Consider the following 19,237-nt stretch of genomic DNA (forward strand, 5'->3'; position numbering starts at 1 on the left):
ATGGAACATTATATGAATGCACTGCGTAGCTACGCAGATTTTTCAGGACGTAATCGCCGCAAAGCATTTTGGATGTTTATGTTAATTAATTTGATTTTTTCGCTTTTAACAAGTGTTATAGATGGTATTACAAACACAATGTTTGTAAGCACAATATATAGCTTGGCTTTATTGATTCCTCAACTAAGTGCGGGTGCTCGCCGTCTTCACGATACTAATCGTTCAGGTTGGTGGCAATTACTGTGGCTAGTGCCAGTGATTGGCTGGATCATTTTGATTATCTTCCTAGCGCAAGACTCGCAAGAAGGTGAAAACGATCACGGTGCTAACCCTAAAGAAGTTGAACTACACACTGCTTAATTAGGAACTTGTAAACATTTTAAGCTCAGCCATTGCTGAGCTTTTTTATGTAAGAAATTAAGTTACAAAGTAATACAGTCCATAACCAACCATCAATGCCGGTATGGCGGTATAAATTGTAGCAATAATGGCCGCTCTGGGTGCCATAGCAATGGCAGGGAAAAGCGCATCGCCATCGTTGGAGATGGCGTTCGCTGCTAAAGCACTAAACGGTATCACACCTTGAATGTATAAAGTGGTGACAATGATTTGCGGTCCACAACCGGGTAAGAAGCCAATTAATACCGCAATTAACGGCGCTAAATAGGCATAATTTACAAACCATGTTTTTAAATCAAGACCAAACACGCTCACCAGTAGTTCAAATAATATAAAGGAGGCAACCACCCATGCGGTTACAAAATGAGTATCTTGCAGTACTTTCGTTATTTTTGAAGGCGGGCTGCATACATCGTCTTCTGAGGTCACTTCCTTATAGCTTTCACCTTTTGATGATAGCGCCCACATAAACACCACAAACAATGCCATTAATGCGCCAAAAAAACTGACCGCATTTACTACATGATTGCCAAATTGGCTTAAATCAATATTAAACGCCAGTATAAAAGCAATCAGTAACCCAGGAATAATAGCCATTAACCAAATAGGCTTGCTCAATTTTATTATTTTGGTTGGCAATACAGTCACTGGCTGTGTTTGCTTTTGATTGGTAGGGCATAAATAACCCGTTTTATGTAGTTTATTAACCAGTAAGCCTGTTAACGTTCCAACGACTAAGCCTATTGCCATTATCGATAACCCGTCAGTAGGGCGGGTAGCTAACAATAAAAATGCGGCATCACCCATTGTAGCCGTTAATACCGCAACAATAGCCCCAAAGCTTGCTTGTCCCTTGGTAAATTGGGTAACCACAATGATTGCACCACCACAGCCTGGCAGCATACCTAAAAAAGCAGCAAAGCTGACCTCTAATACAGGAGACTTAGCATTTAGATAACGAAGCTCTAGTTGGGGTAAATGATCAATCGCGTAGTAGTAAATAAATAGGGTCGCAGCAACAAACACACTGACTTGAAAAAAAGCATCACTAAGTGCAGTGATTGTTATAGTGCGTAAGCTGGGCAGGGCTAAACAAACTAAAATTAACAGTGGTAAAATTAGGCGTTTATTTTGATGAAAAACACGTTTTGCAGCTGGCGAAATAACTCCCAAATGTTCTGTTAAAAACATACAGTACGACCTAATTAATAAACTAGATCGCACTGTACTATTTTATTAAATGATAATCAATATCATTTAGGTGTTTACTTGAAAACGTTTATTTACGTTGAAACTCTGAGTTTTCATTCCAAGTAGGCCATTGAGTTTGCTGTGAAATATCAAAACCTACTTTATAAAATAGTTGTAAATCTTGAACCGCACCTGATAAATCCCACTCATCACGATATCTATCACAAGGCTGGTGGTAACAACCGCGCAATACTAAACTCATACGCTTGCGATAATTAGCCGTTTCTTCGTCAAATGCTTCTGAACCACCACCGGCGTACATAGCAGGTACACCCATATTGGCAAAGGCAAAGTGATCAGAGCGGTAGTAACCACCTGATGATGGTTTAGGGTCGCCCGATACTGTTCTGCCTTGCTCTTTTGCAGCAGTTGCTAATAGTTCATCCATTTGCGATTTCCCAATACCCACCACACTAATATCTTTTACTTTTCCTAATAGGTTTAAGCTATCCATATTAATATTAGCAACGGTTTTATTTGCCGGAATAACCGGGTTAGCGGCGTAATATTTTGAGCCAAGCAAGCCTTGTTCTTCAGCGGTTACCGCTAAAAAGGTCATTGAGCGGTCAGGGCGTTTACCTAGTTTAGTAAAGGCTTCAGCCACTTCGATCATACCGGCTGTACCTGTCGCATTATCGTGGGCACCATTATAAATTTGATCACCTTTACGATTTTTATCCGTTCCTAAATGATCCCAATGCGCAGAGTAAATAACATGCTCATCTGGCGTTTTACTACCGGGAAGAGTGGCAATAAAGTTATAAGATACCGATTTTTTGATGGTATTTTTTACATTCACAGTGGCAGTTAAATCGCCCATATCTACATGGTAAGCGCCTTTAGCTGCTTCTGCTTTAGCAGTATCAAAATCAAGGCCTGCTTTAGTAAATAGCTCTTTTGCTACATCAACAGTAACCCAACCTTCAACAGCAACACGATCCATGTTGTTATTATCTTTTACAAAACCAAACTGCTCGCCACTCCACGAGTTCTCAACCACTGACCAAGGGTAAGAAGCAGGAGCCGTTTCATGAATGATAATAGCGCCCGCTGCACCTTGACGGCTTGCTTCTTCGTATTTATAAGTCCAGCGCCCATAGTAGGTCATGGCATCACCGGTAAATAAGTTTGGATCTTTAGTTGCAAAACCAGGATCATTTACCAGCATCACGACGGTTTTACCCTTAACATCTAGGCCTTCGTAATCATTCCAGTTATATTCAGGTGCGTTAACACCGTAGCCGACAAATACCAGCTCTGAATTTTCAATCCCTTCTTGCGCACTTATACGGCTACTACCCATTACCATGTCTTTTTTGTATTGGTAGTCTTTACCGCCAATATTAAGCAGCATGTCAGAGTCTGCTTCTAATGATACAAGCGGGACTTCTTGGAAAAAACTATCACCGTTACCCGGTTCAAAGCCCAATGCAGTAAATTCTTTTGTTAAGTAGTCAAGCGTAAGCTTTTCACCTTCAGATGAAGGAGCACGACCACCAAATTCATCAGAAGCTAACACTTTTACATGCTTAGCAATTTCATCGGCTTGAATGCTGTTATAGCCTTTAGCGACATCGTCAGAAGTGATACTTGTTGTTGCACAACCCGCTAGAATCGCTGTTGTGATTAAGGTCAAAGAAAAATAACGTTTCATATTGGCTCTTTTTTTGTTCTAAGTGGCCTTAGTATATGAACTTCTGTTAATTAGAACCAGTTTTTGCGGTAAACTGTTACGGATAAAAATGTACAGTAAAGGTAACAATGAAGCGTTTTACTCCCCCAGAACAATTCCAAGCAACGAGCCTAAACACAGGGGCATTTGCTCACTTACGTCAGCTGTTTAAAATTCATCAACAAACAGACTGGCCAGAACCTGCGTATTTTGCCCCGTACTTAAATGCCATAAACGCAAATAATCTCCCCGTTCGTTTTATCGATGATGCAAAGGTTGACTTTGCTGAGCGCTATTATGAACAAGTTATTTTTGAAACTGGGGAAGTACCTACTCGCCAGCAAAATTGGCATGATCTGTTTGGTGGTTTTATTTGGTGTTTATTCCCAAAAACAAAAGCCCTAATCAATCAGCGTCATGTAGATGAAATAGCTGTGCATGGTTTAAAACAACGCAGTAAACATCGTAACGCATTAACCCTGTTTGACGAGTGTGGCGTAGTTTTAGCTATTAGTGACTCTAATTGGAAAGCATGCTTAAGAGACCATCAATGGAAAACAGCATTTATAACGCATAGAGAGCAGTGGGGTAAAACTATAGCGCCATTCATGTTTGGCCACGCTAATTACGAAATGTTGACCAAACCTTATATTGGGCTCACAGGCAAAGCATTATTTGTGAATGTACCCGATGAAATATTTTGTAAAGATTTAGTAACGCAATATCAGTACCTAGATAAGCAACTTTATGAGATGATTAAAAATGATGATTGTTTAGCCGATAATAAACAGCTTTCACCCTTACCCTTATTAGGTGTTCCTGGTTGGTGTGAGGAGAATAACAATCCATCATTTTACGACAACACGGACTATTTTAGACCGAAACGAAGGACACGAAAATGATAGAAGTCACCGCGCTTAAGAAGAAGTTTAAGCTCACCAAAGATCATAAAAAAAATAAAACAGATGAAGTAGACCCACGCGAAGATAAAGACTTTTTTCATTCAGTAAAAAATGTCAGCTTTAGCTGTGCAAAAGGCGAAGTATTGGGGCTGCTAGGGCCTAATGGCGCGGGTAAAACCACCACCTTAAGAATGATTTCAACCGCATTAAAACCGGATGATGGCAGTATTACTATTGCTGGAAATGACATAATTAAAAAGCCACTCATTGGGCGTAAATCTATCGGTTTTTTGTCTGGCTCTACTGGTTTATATGGCCGTTTAACGGTAAAAGAAAATATCGAATATTTTGCAAAGCTACATGGCATGAGCAAGCAGGCAATCAAGGCACGCTGTGAAGAGTTATTTACCTTACTCGATATGCATAAATTTATTGATAAACGTGCTGAAAACTTATCAACCGGTATGAAGCAAAAAGCCAACATTGCGCGTGCTGTGGTGCATCATCCAGACGTTGTTATTCTTGATGAGCCAACTACCGGGCTTGATATTATGACCACGCAAACAGTGATTAACTTTATTAAAGGCTTAAAAGCACAAGGCACTCCGGTTATTTTCTCAACGCACCATTTAGATGAAGTTGCGCTTTTATGTGACCGTGTAGCGGTTATTAATGAAGGTGTAAGTTGTTTTGATGGCACCCTCGCTGAATTTAAACAAGCAGGTAACAGCGAAGAATTAAACCAAGCGTTTATGAACATATTAACGGAGAAGCAAGATGTTTGAAGTTTTTAAAAAGGAATTAACCGAGCTGCTACGCGATAAAAAAACTTTATTATTCGTGGTGGTATTTCCGATAGTGGTTTTTCCGTTGTTATTTGCTGTGGTTGCGTTTATCTCTTCGCAAGCCGCGCTTGATGCAGAGCAAAAGGTAAATACCTATGCAATTATCAATGGCGACTTTGCCCCAGAATTTACTGATAAAGTGTTTTATCATAAAAGCTTTGAGTTATATAAAGGCGATAAAACCTTTAATAGTGTCGAGGAGCTAAAAACAGGGGTAACTGCTGGCGATATCGACATGGGAATATACTTACCAAGCGATGCAGTGCAAACATTAGATGATAAAAAGCAAAGTGAATGGCAAGTTGTATTTAATGATTCAAAATCAATTAACTTCTTATTTGAGCGTGTAAAAGAACTTGCTAAAGAGTACAGCGATACACTTCAAGAAAGTAAACTATTAAGTTTTGGTATTGATAAAAGTGCTCAAGAATCTATTTTAAAGCCAATCAATGTTATTAAAGTAGATACAGCAGACAAACGTGAAAACTTAGGTGAAAAAGTAGGTGGGTTTTTACCTTATTTACTTATCCCGCTAGTGCTAATGGGGGCAACTTACCCAGCAATTGATTTAGGCGCTGGCGAAAAAGAGCGTGGCACGTTAGAAACCTTATTACTTACCCCCATTACTCGTACAGAGCTAGTATTGGGTAAATTTATTACTCTACTCACAACTTCAATCGCATCAACTACTATCACCGTCATTAGTATGGGGTGTTGGATTGCATTAGCACTGGCATTTGCTGATCTAGAGTTTATTAAAGCCGCATTTAGTACATTAGGCATTTCTGACTTACTGATGATTTTTGTATTATTATTACCAATTGCAGCTATTTTTTCTGCATTAGCATTGGCTATATCAATCTATGCACGTTCGTTTAAAGAAGCGCAAAATTACATGACGCCATTAAGTATGGTGGTATTTTTCCCAATTATTATCTCCATTATGCCTAATATGGAACTGACCGCTAAAACAGCCTTTATTCCGGTTACTAACGTCGCCTTAGCGATTAAAGAAATTATTAAAGGCACAGTCGATTACACGCTGGTGGGATTAATATTTTTGGCTACGGCACTGATAGCCGGTGCACTATTGGCATTTTGTGTTAAATGGTTTAACCGCGAAGACGTGTTGTTTAGATAAGCATCTAAATTGCAAAGTATAAAAAAAAGGTCGCACAGCGACCTTTTTTTATAAATTATTAATTATGAGACAATGCTATTTGCTTAATTTAAGCTCTGTGTTTGAAAATTATTAGATAAGCAATCATAAAAAAACCGCTGTATGAAAAAATCATACAGCGGTTTTTTAATGAGATTACTATTTATGATTTAAATTGCGCTTTAATAGTTTCAATTGCGCTATCAATATCTATCATAAGTTTTTCACCGGTGCGACGGTTTTTAAGTTCTACCTTATTCTCATCAAGGTTACGCTCACCAATGACAAGTGTGTAAGGTACACCAAGTAATTCCATGTCGTTAAACATAACACCAGGGCGCTCTTTACGGTCATCAAATAGCACATCTAGGCCTGCATCTTTTAAACCTTGATATAGGTTATTAGCAATATCAGGAATACGATGCGATTTATGCATATTCATTGGCACAATTGCTAAATCGAAAGGAGCGATAGCTTTAGGCCATGTAATACCGTATTGATCGTTATTTTGCTCAATAGCTGCAGCAACAATACGTGATACACCAATTCCATAACAACCCATAGTCATTATTTGGTTTTTACCTGATTCGCTCAGTACACCTGCTTTTAATGCTTCTGAGTACTTAGTACCTAGTTGGAAAATATGACCAACTTCAATACCGCGCTTAATTTGTAACGTGCCTTGACCACATGGGCTAGGATCGCCTTCTACAATATTACGGATATCAGCAACTTCGTAGTTTGTTACGTCGCGATCCCAGTTAATACCGCTAAAGTGCTCATCATCTTTATTGGCACCGGCTACAAAATCAGCCATTACATTCGCAGTTCTATCAACAATAATAGGCATGTTTAAGCCAACTGGGCCTAAAGACCCTGGTTTTGCGCCAATGGCAGCAACAATATCTGCTTCGGTTGCCATTTCAAGTGGAGAATCAACCAGTGGATGCTTTTCAGCTTTAAGTTCATTTAGTTCATGATCGCCACGCAGTACTAATGCAACTAGGCCGCGTACGCCGTCTTCATTAGGAGTACCATAAACCACTAATGTTTTAACACCGCGATGGGGTTTTACGCCATAGTGTTTTTTAAGCTCATTAATTGTTTTAGCATCAGGCGTTGGGAATGCTTTTAACTCTTTGCTTGCTTCTGGGCGAGCTTCAGTTGGCGCTAATGCTTCGGCTTTTTCAATATTAGCGGCGTAGTCGCTGGCATCACTAAAAGCAATGGCATCTTCGCCAGATTCAGCAAGTACATGGAACTCATGCGATACACTACCGCCAATAGAGCCTGTATCTGCAATTACTGGGCGGTAATCTAAGCCTAAACGTTCAAAAATATTACAGTAGGCTTTGTGCATTACTTGATACGTTGCATCTAAACATTCATCGGTTAAATGGAATGAGTAGGCATCTTTCATAGTAAATTCACGGGCACGCATAACACCAAAACGTGGGCGACGTTCGTCACGTACTTTAGTTTGTACTTGGTACAAAGTAATTGGTAGCTGTTTGTAGCTGTTAATTTCTTTACGAACAAAATCGGTGATCACTTCTTCATGGGTAGGGCCCATGGCAAATTCACGATTATGACGGTCGGTAAAGCGCATTAACTCAGGACCAAACTCACTCCAGCGGCCAGACTCTTCCCATAAATCAGCAGGCTGAATAACAGGCATAAGCATTTCAATTGCGCCGGCTTTATCCATTTCTTCGCGTACTATGTTTTCTACTTTTCTTAGCACACGTAAGCCAGAGGGAAGCCAAGTGTATAAACCCGAAGCGACGCGACGGATCATTCCGGCTCTAAGCATTAATTGATGCGAGACAATTTCCGCATCGGATGGCGTTTCTTTAAGTGTAGCGAGTATATATTGACTAGTACGCATGTTTTTTCCGAAATAGAGTGATATGTTCTTTTAATTAAGGCGCTCAGTTTACCAGCGGTTGCATTGACACTAAAGCGCTAAGTGATTTTTTATCGAATTTTATAGCCATAGCAGGGCTTTAAAGTTAGCTTAACTGAGCTCAATATGAGTAACCAGATGATGAGAATCAGTCACTTGCCAAGTAATATTGTATTCATACAAATTCATACCATAGCTTTGCACGCCTTGTTTTTGCTTTTTGTAGGCAGGGCGCGGATCTTGTTTTAGCACATTACTAATAAACGCTTGTAGCTCAGGATAGTGACTTTGTTTATTTATAAATTCTAAAGCTTGCTGGCTAAATTCAACACTCATTTGTGTTTCTGGACGCGTATCAGCAAATCCAGCGCTTGCATCGGGTAATGAGTCTGAATAGGGTAAATAAGGTTTTATATCTACGATGGGTGTGCCATCAAGTAAATCAATACCGGCGAGCAATAACGCCAACTGGCCGTTTATATACTCAATTCCCTCCAACTTTACTGCACTCATGCCAATAGCATTTGGACGAAAAGTAGCACGAGTAGCAAATACGCCTTTACGCTCATTACCGCCAAGGCGCGGCGGGCGAACCATTGCTGAATAGCCTTTATCTGCAGTTTCATGAAAACGAAATAACAGCCAAATATGGCTAAATTCATCTAATCCGCGAACAAACTCTTCACGATTAAATTCTTTGGCAAAAATCAGTTTGGCTTTAGCCTCGGGTACTAATCTAGGTTGCCTAGGAATGGCAAATTTTTGTTTATACGGAGATTGAATATGGCCAATAGCCGAAATTTGATAATCGCTCATAATGCTCGGTTATAGAAAAAATAGAGCGTTATTCTACCTGTTATTAATGTTGCTGGCATTAGCTTAATTTGGGGATATTTTGTTTTTAGACTAACAGGTTTAAATGTGAAATAAAAAAGGTAAGGCTAAAAATAGCCTTACCTAATGTTTTAACAATTAAGCTATTATTAAAACATGTATTGGAATGATACTGACGCAACATCCATTTCTGGATCAATATCATCTTCTAATTCATAACGCTCATACTCTAAACGCACTTGCATATTGGTTGTAAATGCATATTCAATACCTGCACCGTAAAACACGTCGCCGCCATCTTGAGATGCGCTGATGCTGCCAACCGGTAGCTCTTGAGTAACGTCTGCATCCCATTCAAACCAACCACCTTTTGCATAAACAGAAAAGTCTTCAGTGATCGGCGCTGCAAAACGTGCTGCTAACGATACGCCATCAATTTCAGCTTTGCTGTCTATATCACTCACTTCATCAAAATTTAGATAGGCAAGCTCAAGACTTAAATGTTCATTAAATTGGGTACCAATGTAACCTTTTAACATTTGCGCGTCGTCATCAAAGTCGGTGTCGTTTTCGCTATCTTCAAACTGAAATGAATATTGGCCATAACCAATACCAGTGTAAATACTCGGAGAGTCCATGTCGGTAACATCAGCTTGTGCCGCTGAATTAAAACCCAATGTTGCTAAAGCAAGTGCAGAAAGAGAAAGTGTTTTAATCATTATATAGCTCCTTTAAAAAGTAATATCGATGAATTATTTCATCAAACGTCGATTTACTAATTGCAGTGAGCGTGCCAAGTATTATTTAGCCTAATATTTAGTCTTTATGTGTGTTTGTTAAGCTGTTATGGTGTTTTTGGCACGCAAAACAATCAGGTGTTCAGCGTGCAGTTAATCCATAAAAATTAAAAAATTGTAGCTTTTACAAGTTGTTGTAGTTTCTACATACCTATAAAAGTAACTAAATTAAACTTTATCTAATAAGTTTTCTGTTTCGATGGCTATTTGCTTCATTTTAATTGCGTAGTTCTCAAGCTTTTTGTCTTCATCGGTAACCGATTTAAATTCTGGTACCGCCACTGGGTAACCCGTTTCATCCATAGCAACAAAGCTAATAACGCAGTGATTGGTTTCAACTAGATTTTGCGTTTTCGGGTCGCCACAGCGAACTTGAATAAAAATTTGCATGCTGGTTTTGCCGGTGTGTGCAATTTTTGCTTCAACCTCAACAATTTGGCCAACTAAGATAGGGCGGCTAAACTTAACGCCTGCAACCGATACCGTTACACAGTAGTGGCCGCTCCAGCCCGCAGCACAGGCATAACCCGCTTGGTCAATCCACTTCATGACCACACCGCCATGTACCTTACCACCAAAATTTACATCGGTTGGCTCTGCTAAAAAACGAAAAATTACACTCGACGACGCCATAACACACTCTCATTCATTCATATTACTTAACAGCATAGCGCAAAAAAGGGGCCGAAGCCCCTGCAATTTAGGATAAGTTTATAATTTCTATAGAAAGGTTGTTACATATTGGGATAATTAGGGCCACCAGCACCTTCGGGAGTTACCCAGGTAATATTTTGGCTCGGATCTTTAATATCACAGGTTTTACAATGCACACAGTTTTGCGCGTTGATCACAAAGGATTGCTCGCCTTCTACTTCTTGTACTTCGTAAACGCCGGCAGGGCAGTAGCGCTGTGCTGGCTCGTCAAATTTAACTAAGTTAACGTTAATCGGAATTGATGCATCTTTTAGTTTTAAGTGACACGGCTGCGATTCTTCATGATTAGTATTAGATAAAAATACTGAAGAAAGCTTATCAAAACTGAGTTTGCCATCAGGCTTAGGGTAGTTAATTTTTTCAGCTTGGTTAGCGTCTTTTAAAGTTGCATGGTCAGGTACGTTATCTTTAAAACTAAACGGTAGGGCACCCTTAAATATATTTTGATCAAGCGTGTTATATGCGCCGCCTGCAAATTTACCTAAGGTATGCATAGCAGGGCCAAAATTACGAGACTGATACAGCTCTTTAAACGCCCATGACTTTTTAAACTCATCGCTATACTGGGTTAAATCAGTATTGGCTAAATTGTTTTGTAGCGCATTAAAAATAACTTCAGCGGCTATCATGCCTGACTTCATAGCCGTATGGTTGCCTTTAATTTTTGCAAAGTTAAGCGTGCCTGCATCACAGCCCACTAGCAAGCCACCCGGGAAGTGCATTTTTGGTAATGAATGTAAACCGCCTTTAGCAATAGCACGTGCACCGTAAGCAATGCGTTCTCCACCTTCAAGCGTATTTTTGAAAATAGGGTGATGTTTTAATCGTTGAAATTCATCAAACGGGCTTAAGTGTGGGTTTGAGTAATTTAAATCAACAATTAACCCCACAACCACTTGGTTGTTTTCGCTATGATACATAAAGGCGCCACCGCCAGTGTCGCCACTTAATGGCCAACCGGTTCCGTGTACAACTTTACCCAATTGATGTTTAGATTCATCAACTTGCCAAATTTCTTTAAAACCTAAACCATAATGCTGTGGTGAACTTTCATCGTCTAAAGCAAACTGATTGATCAGTTGCTTACCTAGATGACCGCGACAGCCCTCAGCAAATACTGTGTACTTAGCGCGTAGCTCCATACCTGGCATGTAACCGTCTTTTTCATTGCCATTTTTATCTACACCCATATCGCCAGTAATGATGCCTTTTACAACATCATCTTCAATAATGACTGAATGCGCACTAAAGCCTGGAAATATTTCTACTCCAAGATTTTCTGCTTGCTCTGCTAACCAGCGACATACATTACCCATAGAAACAATGTAGTTACCCTTGTTATGAAATGTATTTGGTGTAGCAAAGTGAGGAATTGAGGTTGCTTTATGTTCGTTGTTAAACCAGTAAATCTCATCATTTATCACTTTAGTCGAAACAGGAGCGCCGAGTTCCTGCCAATTTGGCAGTAATTCGTCAAGTGCTTTGGTTTCAAAAACGGCACCTGATAATACATGTGCACCAACTTCTGAGCCTTTTTCAACTACACATATCATGCACTCTTGTTGTTTTTCTTGTGCTTGCTGCGCGAGTTTAATTGCTGTTGAAAGCCCCGCAGGACCTGCCCCTACAACTACAACATCAAATTCCATGGTTTCGCGTTCAATCATAATAACCTCTTTATCTATGACGGACTCACCTTTGCATTATTTGGCAAAAAGTAAGCTAAGCAACCTGTTTCTTTGTTATGCAAATTAATCGTTACAGGTTGTGAATAGTTTAAGGTTATTTTAGGTTGACGTTTACGTCAACAGGAAGTAGTCTGATTTCATAAAATAAATAGGTTGACGTAGACGTTAGCTTATAGGTTTAAATAATTATGGAGTCCCTATGAAAGTTCTCGTACCAATAAAAAGAGTGATCGACTACAACGTAAAAGCTCGCGTTAAACCTGACAACAGCGGTGTTGATTTAACTAACGTTAAAATGGCCATGAACCCATTTTGTGAAATTGCTGTAGAAGAAGCGATTCGTTTAAAAGAAGCGGGTACTGCAACTGAAGTAGTTGTTGTTACTATTGGCGCTAAAGCCTCTCAAGAACAATTACGTACAGCACTAGCTTTGGGCGCAGATAAAGCGATTCATGTTGAAACAGAGCAAAACTTAGAGTCCCTACATATAGCAAAATTGCTTGCCAAAGTAGTTGAACAAGAATCGCCTGAACTGGTTATTTTAGGAAAACAGTCAATCGATTCTGATAATAATCAAACAGGTCAAATGCTAGCAGCATTGACCAATCGCGGCCAAGGCACGTTTGCTTCTAAAGTTGTTATTGAAAATGGCAAAGTAAATGTCACTCGTGAAGTAGATGGTGGTTTACAAACCGTTGCACTTAATTTACCCGCAATAGTCACCACCGATTTACGTTTGAATGAGCCACGTTATGCGTCGCTACCTAATATTATGAAAGCCAAACGTAAACCGTTAGAAGTTATTGCGGCTGATTCGCTAGGTGTAGATTTAGCCCCGCGTATTGAATTGGTTAGTGTAGAAGAGCCTGCAAAACGTAGCGGCGGGATTATTGTTGAAGATGTTGCACAGCTTGTAGAAAAACTTAAAACAGAGGCAAAGGTGATTTAAATGAAAACTCTTGTAATTGCAGAGCACGATAACGGTGCCTTAAAACCAGAAACCTCAAAAACGATTAATGCCGCTAAAAAATTAGGCTTTGACGTAGATGTATTATTAGCAGGCATAAACCTTGGCGCCATGAGTGAGTCACTCGCGAGCATTGAGGGTGTTGCGAATGTTTTACTTGCTGATAATGCAGTTTATGAGCATCAACTTGCTGAAAGTATGACAGATCTAGTGTTATCACTTGCAGATAGTTACAGCCATATTGTGGCAAGTGCAACTACTACAGGTAAAAACTTTATGCCGCGTGTTGCCGCATTATTAGATGTAGCGCAAATTTCAGAAATTATTGATGTAATTGACGCTGATACATTTAAACGTCCAATTTACGCGGGTAATGCTATTGCAACGGTTAAATCGCTCGATAGTAAAAAAGTGATCACAGTACGTGCAAGTAGCTTTGATTTACAAGGCGAGCAAGCTCCAGCTAATGTAACCGCTGTAGATGCAGTCTCTGATTCACAGTTAAGCAGTTTTGTTAGTGTTGAACAAACTGAATCAGAGCGTCCAGAGCTAACGGCTGCAGATGTGGTTATTTCGGGTGGTCGTGGTATGCAAAATGGTGAAAATTTTGCATTATTAAATGGCATTGCCGATAAACTCGGTGCCGCTATTGGTGCATCACGTGCAGCGGTTGACGCGGGCTTTGTGCCTAACGATATGCAAGTAGGGCAAACAGGTAAAATTGTCGCGCCTAATTTATATATTGCTGTGGGTATTAGTGGTGCCATTCAGCATCTTGCAGGTATGAAAGATTCAAAAGTTATTGTTGCCATTAATAAAGACCCTGATGCGCCAATATTCCAAGTAGCTGATTACGGTTTAGTTGCTGACTTATTTGATGTTTTACCACAGTTAGAGCAAGCACTATAAAGGAAAGCAATAAACCGCTCCTAAAGTAACAAATTCTGATTTAAAGCCGCCGTTTCATTATTGATTCTGCGGCTTTTTTAATTCAACAACTCCACTTATCTAAATTACTTGCGATTTAAGTTTTTTTACTACAAAGTGACAGCGTTGTCATTTGTAGAAATACAAATTATTAAATAGGAGCCAAAATGACAAGGTATAAAGCACTTGATGCTATGCGTGGGCTAACCATAGCGTTAATGATACTGGTAAACACTCCGGGATCGTGGTCCCATGTGTATGCCCCTTTACTTCATGCAGATTGGCATGGCTGTACCCCTACGGATGTAATTTTTCCGTTTTTTATGTTTATTATTGGCTCTGCGATGTTTTTTTCGTTCAAAAAAACTAACAGTGCAGCCAGTGCTAGCCAAGTATTAAGACTAGTTAAACGTGGAGCAATTATATTTGCCATTGGTCTAGCTTTAAATATTTATCCCTTTACTACTAATATAGAAAACTTGAGAATATTAGGTGTACTGCAACGTATAGGGATAGCCTATATTTTAGCGTCTATCTGTGTGTTGTTTTTAAATAGGCGAGGGGTGTTAACGCTATCGGTTATTATCTTAGTTGCTTATTGGTTATTACTGTTAAGCGTTGGCGCTGAAAACGCTTATACACTCGAACATAACCTAGTTAGAGCGGTTGATATTGCCGTACTAGGTGAGTCGCATTTATGGCAAGGCAAAGGGCTCGCATTTGATCCAGAAGGGCTGATCAGTACGTTACCCGCTGTGGTGAGTGTATTATTTGGTTTTGAAGTAACGCGCCTGTTAACGAGCACAAGTTGCCAGTGGGCAAGCATTAAGCGTTTATTAGTTATTGGTGTAGTTGCAGTTGTTATTGGGCAATTAACCTCAATGGTGATGCCAATTAATAAATCACTTTGGACTAGTAGCTTTGTTATTTACACATCCGGGATTGCCTGTATTGTGTTGGCATTTTTTGTTTGGCTTTGCGACATTGTTAAACCTGAGCGCCTTGTTAATCCATTAATTGTGTATGGATCAAACCCACTGTTTATATATGTATTATCGGCTGTGTGGGTACTGAGCTATTCACTGATTAATATTGGCGAGCTAAACTTAGGGGATTGGATATATCAGCAACTCGCCTTAGTTATGAGCGCTAAATTGGCATCGTTCACCTTTGCTTTATTGCATGTTATTGGCTTTTGGGTAATTTCGAATATACTTTATAAACGAAAAATATTTATAAAAATTTAGTATTTATAACAATTTGCTTCCCTAAGCGGGAGGCAAATTGTACAAGTATTTATGCACATGAATATATCAGACAATAAAAAACCAACCCGCGGGTTGGTTTTTTATTTAACGTTACAAAGCTTAGCTTAGTAAGTTGCGCTGCCTTTAGTACGTGGGAACGCAATCACATCACGTACGTTACCCATACCGGTAACATAAGCAACTAAACGCTCAAAACCTAAACCAAAGCCAGAGTGTGGCACGCTACCGTATTTACGGAGGTCGCGGTACCAGCTGTAATCTTCTTTGTTTAAGCCCATCTCTTCTAGACGTGCATCTAATACATCAAGACGCTCTTCACGTTGTGAACCACCAATGATCTCACCAATACCTGGTGCAACTACGTCCATAGCTGCAACAGTTTTGCCGTCTTCATTCTGACGCATGTAGAATGCTTTAATATCACGCGGGTAGTTTTTAATAACAACCGGTGCTTTAAAGTGTTCTTCAGCCAAGTAACGCTCGTGCTCAGACTGTAAATCTACACCCCACTCAACATCGTACTCAAATTTCTTGCCACACGCTTTTAAAATCTCTACAGCATCGGTGTAGTCAACTTGGGCAAAGTCTTTTTCAACAAATTCTTCTAAACGGCTAATGGCTGTTTTTTCAACACGTAATGCGAAAAATTCCATGTCGTCACGGCGTTCTTCTAATACGGCTTTAAACACGTACTTAAGCATGTTTTCAGCAAGTTTTGCGATGTCTTCTAAATTAGCAAACGCAACTTCTGGCTCTACCATCCAAAATTCAGCTAAGTGACGAGATGTGTTAGAGTTTTCTGCACGGAACGTTGGGCCAAAGGTGTAAATTTTTGACATTGCAGAAGCGTACGTTTCACCATTAAGTTGGCCAGATACCGTTAAAAAGGCTTCTTTACCAAAAAAGTCTTCACTGTAATCAATTTCGCCTTTGTCTGTCATTGGCAGATTTTGCATATCAAGCGTTGATACACGGAACATCTCACCTGCGCCTTCACAGTCACTTGCAGTAATAATTGGCGTGCTGATCCAGTAAAACCCTTGCTCATGGTAAAAGCGGTGGATTGCTTGTGCTAAACAGTTACGGACACGTGTTACTGCGCCAATCATATTAGTGCGAGGGCGAAGGTGAGCGTGTTCACGTAAATACTCAATGCTGTGGCGTTTAGCCGACATTGGGTAGGTGTCTGGGTTTTCAACCCAACCTAACACAGTTACTGAGTTAGCTTGAATTTCGAAAGATTGACCTTGTCCTGCTGATTGTACTAATACACCGGTAACCGACACAGAACAGCCTGCTGTTAAGCTTGTAACTTCATCATAATTATTCAGTGAATTAGGAACTACCGCTTGAATAGGATCAAAACACGAACCGTCATGAACGGCTAAAAATGATATTCCTGCTTTTGAATCGCGGCGTGTACGGATCCAGCCTTTAATGGTTACTTGGCTGTCTACCGCAACATTGCCTTTTAATAGCTCTGAAATCGCTAAATGGCTCATCTTCACTCCAATGATATAAGTTGCCTAACTATATAAATTAACTGTGCGTTACTCGTGCTATTTAGCATTTGAGGTCACTGCACTTGAACCTTGTATAATACCTAGTAAAGTAAAATAAAAAAACTGTTGTGGGCAACTCTTTAAAAGTTTTTAGTGGTACGTTGTTTTTTTAACCAATTTTTACAGTTAAATAACCACTATTACCATTTGTTGCTCTGAAATTTCATCAATTTGTGGCATTATTAGCAAATAAACCGAATTGACGTATTAATAAAAAATGGATGCTATGAAACAAGTTTTTATTTTACGAGGACTACCAGGCAGTGGTAAGTCATATTATGCGCAAAATCTCGCCGAGGAACTTTCCGGTGCAGATGAAAGCCAATATTTTATTTGCTCAACAGATGATTACTTTGTTAACGAGCAGGGTGAGTACCATTTTGATAAGTTTAAATTATCGCAATATCATAATTTAAACTTGGCCCGTTTTATTAATGCCTTAGCACAAGGCATTGAACTGGTAATAGTGGATAACACCAATATTAAAAAGTGGGAATTTATTGCCTATTCACAAGCAGCCATTGCTTTAGGCTATCAGGTAAAAGAAGTGATTGTTGGCGAAGTGAAAGATAAATCAATGCAACACTTATACGCAAAACGCAATAGCCATAACATACCGTTAAAAACGATTAGTAAAATGGCTTACATGTTTGAGTGGTAATTATTAAATTTTAGCTAATACGTCTATATCAGAGTGTGTAATGGCATCTAAATGAGCGGTGATTTTTTCACTGCTCCAGTCCCACCATGCAATCGCTAGAAGTTTATTAATTGTCGCATCATCAAAACGCTTTTTTATCAATTTTGCAGGGTTACCGCCAACAATGCCATAGGCGGGCACATCAGACGTTACCACAGATTTACTTGCTATAATGGCACCATCACCGACTTTTACTCCTGGCATAATGGTGGCGTTGTAACCTATCCACACATCATTACCTATTTCAGTATCTCCCTTAAAAGGTAAATCACCTTGTTGAGGTGCAGATTTTTCCCAGCCATTACCAAATATAAAAAATGGATAGGTAGAAAAGCCGGAGGTTTGATGATTAGCCCCATTCATAATAAAAGTAACGTCTTTAGCTATCGCACAAAACTTACCTATGATAAGACGGTCCCCGATAAAATCGAAATGGTAAAGTACATTTTTTTCAAAGTTTTCAGGGCCACCAGGGTCGTCGTAATAGGTATAATCACCAACGTCTATATTCGCAGAGGTGATAAAGTTTTTTAAATAACCTACTTGAGGAAACCCTTCCATAGGTGATGGATTGTTTGGATTTGGTCCGTTCATAGTTTCCTCCAAAGTAGAATATATAAAGCGCTAGCTTTTAAATGCCGCCAGTGGATGAGAGGTACTAAGCGATACATGTACGTTATCACCAGGATTTACCACTACTTCATGACTCACGCGACTTGTAACCACAGTACCACAGGCTAGTTTTATGGCGCATAATCTGCTGCCGCCTTCAAAGCGTACCCAAATTACTTCGCCATTATTTCCTACACTGCTTTGTACTAATAATACATCATCTGGACGAAGTAACACCTCTACCTCACCGTTTTCACAGTCAACACCATGAGCGGGAACATTACCAATATCGGTAAGTGCTTGGCCGTTATTCAGCGTTCCTTTTATAAAACTAGCTTCACCTAGAAAGCGTGCCACAAAGCGATTATTGGGTGCACTAAAGCATTGCTCTGGGCTATCAATTTGCTGTATTTTTCCGCCTTTTAGTACACCCACGCGATCGCCCACCGAAAGTGCTTCTTCTTGATCGTGCGTTACCCAAATAGCGGGTACGCCGGCTTCTTTAAGCGCATTACGTATATCCCAACGTAGCATGTCTTTTAAAGCCGCGTCTAAGTTTGATAGTGGCTCATCAAGTAATACAAAGTCTGGCTGGTGGGCTAGGGTGCGCGCTAATGCAACACGCTGTTTTTGTCCGCCAGAAAGTGTAGCTGGTTTTTTATGTCTAAACGCATCTAAACCGAGTAGCTTTATCCAATGATCGGCAGGGCTGATGTCTTTAAGTTTAAAACACACATTTTGCTCAACCGTTAAATGGGGAAACAACGCAAAGTCTTGAAACACCATACCCACACTGCGTTTTTCAGGGGCTACAGTATGCTTTGGTGTAGCAGTCCATTTAGCAACTTTAATTTCGCCGTCGCTAATTGGTAAAAGCCCAGCTAGGGCTTGTAAAATAGTACTTTTACCACAACCTGTTGGACCAACAAGCATTAAAATTTCGCTTTCACCTAAAGTGAAATTTAAGTCACTAACAACACGATTACTGCCATAATCTATAGACAACTGACTTACAGATAGCATTTATATAAATC

At 39.8% G+C, this 19,237-nt stretch carries 18 protein-coding genes; 8 read left to right on the forward strand and 10 right to left on the reverse strand.

Annotated features, from left to right (window positions below; all coding sequences use genetic code 11):
- Positions 1-360, forward strand: a complete 360-nt coding sequence (locus tag PUND_RS09505) for a DUF805 domain-containing protein (RefSeq protein WP_010390103.1) — start codon at positions 1-3, stop codon at positions 358-360.
- A gap of 57 nt (positions 361-417) precedes the next feature.
- On the opposite strand, the gene PUND_RS09510 is transcribed toward PUND_RS09505, so the two are convergent.
- Positions 418-1,590, reverse strand: a complete 1,173-nt coding sequence (locus PUND_RS09510) for a putative manganese transporter (RefSeq protein WP_010390102.1) — start codon at positions 1,588-1,590, stop codon at positions 418-420.
- Between the two features lie 88 nt (positions 1,591-1,678).
- Positions 1,679-3,304: a M28 family metallopeptidase gene (locus PUND_RS09515; RefSeq protein WP_010390101.1), complete on the reverse strand. Its 1,626-nt coding sequence runs from the start codon at positions 3,302-3,304 to the stop codon at positions 1,679-1,681.
- Between the two features lie 107 nt (positions 3,305-3,411).
- Between PUND_RS09515 and PUND_RS09520 the strand changes: the two genes are divergently transcribed.
- From PUND_RS09520 to PUND_RS09530, 3 genes are read left to right on the forward strand one after another with little or no spacing between them, the layout of a single operon-like run.
- Complete coding sequence (locus PUND_RS09520) at positions 3,412-4,224, forward strand: DUF3025 domain-containing protein (RefSeq protein WP_010390099.1); 813 nt, start codon at positions 3,412-3,414, stop codon at positions 4,222-4,224.
- Complete coding sequence (locus PUND_RS09525; protein WP_010390097.1) at positions 4,221-5,009, forward strand: ABC transporter ATP-binding protein; 789 nt, start codon at positions 4,221-4,223, stop codon at positions 5,007-5,009. Before PUND_RS09520 ends, PUND_RS09525 begins: the two co-directional genes overlap by 4 nt.
- Positions 5,002-6,210: an ABC transporter permease gene (locus PUND_RS09530; RefSeq protein WP_010390095.1), complete on the forward strand. Its 1,209-nt coding sequence runs from the start codon at positions 5,002-5,004 to the stop codon at positions 6,208-6,210. The genes PUND_RS09525 and PUND_RS09530 overlap by 8 nt, the downstream gene beginning before the upstream one ends.
- A 181-nt stretch (positions 6,211-6,391) precedes the next feature.
- Here the strand turns inward: PUND_RS09530 and PUND_RS09535 are convergent, their stop codons facing one another.
- The 5 genes from PUND_RS09535 to PUND_RS09555 all read right to left on the reverse strand — a co-directional run bounded on the left by PUND_RS09535 (position 6,392) and on the right by PUND_RS09555 (position 12,146).
- A complete protein-coding gene (locus tag PUND_RS09535) occupies positions 6,392-8,116 on the reverse strand; it encodes a proline--tRNA ligase (RefSeq protein WP_010390094.1) in 1,725 nt (574 codons plus the stop codon).
- A 129-nt stretch (positions 8,117-8,245) separates the two neighbouring features.
- Entirely contained in the window at positions 8,246-8,950 is a 705-nt protein-coding gene (tsaA, locus tag PUND_RS09540) for a tRNA (N6-threonylcarbamoyladenosine(37)-N6)-methyltransferase TrmO (protein WP_010390092.1), read from the reverse strand.
- 167 nt (positions 8,951-9,117) lie between these two features.
- On the reverse strand, positions 9,118-9,687 hold the full coding sequence (locus tag PUND_RS09545) for an outer membrane beta-barrel protein (protein WP_010390091.1): 570 nt from the start codon (positions 9,685-9,687) through the stop codon (positions 9,118-9,120).
- A 246-nt stretch (positions 9,688-9,933) separates the two neighbouring features.
- Positions 9,934-10,398 (reverse strand): acyl-CoA thioesterase, encoded by a 465-nt coding sequence (locus PUND_RS09550; RefSeq protein ID WP_008113812.1) that lies wholly within the window; start codon positions 10,396-10,398, stop codon positions 9,934-9,936.
- A 101-nt stretch (positions 10,399-10,499) separates the two neighbouring features.
- Positions 10,500-12,146 (reverse strand): electron transfer flavoprotein-ubiquinone oxidoreductase, encoded by a 1,647-nt coding sequence (locus PUND_RS09555; protein WP_010390088.1) that lies wholly within the window; start codon positions 12,144-12,146, stop codon positions 10,500-10,502.
- Positions 12,147-12,366: 220 nt separating this feature from the next.
- Here PUND_RS09555 and PUND_RS09560 point away from each other — a divergent pair, with 220 nt between their 5' ends.
- From PUND_RS09560 to PUND_RS09570, 3 genes are all read left to right on the forward strand, one after another.
- Positions 12,367-13,116, forward strand: coding sequence for an electron transfer flavoprotein subunit beta/FixA family protein (locus PUND_RS09560; protein WP_010390086.1), 750 nt, complete (start codon positions 12,367-12,369; stop codon positions 13,114-13,116).
- Positions 13,117-14,043 (forward strand): electron transfer flavoprotein subunit alpha/FixB family protein, encoded by a 927-nt coding sequence (locus PUND_RS09565; RefSeq protein ID WP_008113818.1) that lies wholly within the window; start codon positions 13,117-13,119, stop codon positions 14,041-14,043.
- Positions 14,044-14,228: 185 nt separating this feature from the next.
- Positions 14,229-15,308 carry an acyltransferase family protein gene (locus PUND_RS09570; RefSeq protein ID WP_010390084.1) on the forward strand — a complete coding sequence of 360 codons (1,080 nt, stop codon included), beginning with the start codon at positions 14,229-14,231 and terminating at the stop codon, positions 15,306-15,308.
- 125 nt (positions 15,309-15,433) lie between these two features.
- On the opposite strand, the gene asnS is transcribed toward PUND_RS09570, so the two are convergent.
- Positions 15,434-16,831, reverse strand: coding sequence for an asparagine--tRNA ligase (gene asnS, locus PUND_RS09575; protein ID WP_010390082.1), 1,398 nt, complete (start codon positions 16,829-16,831; stop codon positions 15,434-15,436).
- 286 nt (positions 16,832-17,117) lie between these two features.
- Between asnS and PUND_RS09580 the strand changes: the two genes are divergently transcribed.
- Entirely contained in the window at positions 17,118-17,552 is a 435-nt protein-coding gene (locus PUND_RS09580; RefSeq protein ID WP_008113825.1) for an ATP-binding protein, read from the forward strand.
- A gap of 3 nt (positions 17,553-17,555) precedes the next feature.
- Here the strand turns inward: PUND_RS09580 and PUND_RS09585 are convergent, their stop codons facing one another.
- Together PUND_RS09585 and PUND_RS09590 are read right to left on the reverse strand one after the other, a co-directional pair.
- Positions 17,556-18,185, reverse strand: a complete 630-nt coding sequence (locus tag PUND_RS09585; protein WP_010390077.1) for a Vat family streptogramin A O-acetyltransferase — start codon at positions 18,183-18,185, stop codon at positions 17,556-17,558.
- A gap of 30 nt (positions 18,186-18,215) precedes the next feature.
- On the reverse strand, positions 18,216-19,226 hold the full coding sequence (locus PUND_RS09590) for an ABC transporter ATP-binding protein (protein WP_010390075.1): 1,011 nt from the start codon (positions 19,224-19,226) through the stop codon (positions 18,216-18,218).
- Positions 19,227-19,237: the final 11 nt, after the last annotated feature.

The organism is Pseudoalteromonas undina (assembly GCF_000238275.3).
GTDB classification, from domain to species: Bacteria; Pseudomonadota; Gammaproteobacteria; order Enterobacterales; family Alteromonadaceae; genus Pseudoalteromonas; species Pseudoalteromonas undina.

What these genes read in the sequence shown, in the direction of transcription:
- PUND_RS09505 (WP_010390103.1), top strand. Translation starts at nt 1, where the DNA reads ATGGAACATTATATGAATGCACTGCGTAGCTACGCAGATTTTTCAGGA.
- PUND_RS09510 (WP_010390102.1), bottom strand. Translation starts at nt 1,590, where the DNA reads ATGTTTTTAACAGAACATTTGGGAGTTATTTCGCCAGCTGCAAAACGT.
- PUND_RS09515 (WP_010390101.1), bottom strand. Translation starts at nt 3,304, where the DNA reads ATGAAACGTTATTTTTCTTTGACCTTAATCACAACAGCGATTCTAGCG.
- PUND_RS09520 (WP_010390099.1), top strand. Translation starts at nt 3,412, where the DNA reads ATGAAGCGTTTTACTCCCCCAGAACAATTCCAAGCAACGAGCCTAAAC.
- PUND_RS09525 (WP_010390097.1), top strand. Translation starts at nt 4,221, where the DNA reads ATGATAGAAGTCACCGCGCTTAAGAAGAAGTTTAAGCTCACCAAAGAT.
- PUND_RS09530 (WP_010390095.1), top strand. Translation starts at nt 5,002, where the DNA reads ATGTTTGAAGTTTTTAAAAAGGAATTAACCGAGCTGCTACGCGATAAA.
- PUND_RS09535 (WP_010390094.1), bottom strand. Translation starts at nt 8,116, where the DNA reads ATGCGTACTAGTCAATATATACTCGCTACACTTAAAGAAACGCCATCC.
- tsaA (WP_010390092.1), bottom strand. Translation starts at nt 8,950, where the DNA reads ATGAGCGATTATCAAATTTCGGCTATTGGCCATATTCAATCTCCGTAT.
- PUND_RS09545 (WP_010390091.1), bottom strand. Translation starts at nt 9,687, where the DNA reads ATGATTAAAACACTTTCTCTTTCTGCACTTGCTTTAGCAACATTGGGT.
- PUND_RS09550 (WP_008113812.1), bottom strand. Translation starts at nt 10,398, where the DNA reads ATGGCGTCGTCGAGTGTAATTTTTCGTTTTTTAGCAGAGCCAACCGAT.
- PUND_RS09555 (WP_010390088.1), bottom strand. Translation starts at nt 12,146, where the DNA reads ATGATTGAACGCGAAACCATGGAATTTGATGTTGTAGTTGTAGGGGCA.
- PUND_RS09560 (WP_010390086.1), top strand. Translation starts at nt 12,367, where the DNA reads ATGAAAGTTCTCGTACCAATAAAAAGAGTGATCGACTACAACGTAAAA.
- PUND_RS09565 (WP_008113818.1), top strand. Translation starts at nt 13,117, where the DNA reads ATGAAAACTCTTGTAATTGCAGAGCACGATAACGGTGCCTTAAAACCA.
- PUND_RS09570 (WP_010390084.1), top strand. Translation starts at nt 14,229, where the DNA reads ATGACAAGGTATAAAGCACTTGATGCTATGCGTGGGCTAACCATAGCG.
- asnS (WP_010390082.1), bottom strand. Translation starts at nt 16,831, where the DNA reads ATGAGCCATTTAGCGATTTCAGAGCTATTAAAAGGCAATGTTGCGGTA.
- PUND_RS09580 (WP_008113825.1), top strand. Translation starts at nt 17,118, where the DNA reads ATGAAACAAGTTTTTATTTTACGAGGACTACCAGGCAGTGGTAAGTCA.
- PUND_RS09585 (WP_010390077.1), bottom strand. Translation starts at nt 18,185, where the DNA reads ATGAACGGACCAAATCCAAACAATCCATCACCTATGGAAGGGTTTCCT.
- PUND_RS09590 (WP_010390075.1), bottom strand. Translation starts at nt 19,226, where the DNA reads ATGCTATCTGTAAGTCAGTTGTCTATAGATTATGGCAGTAATCGTGTT.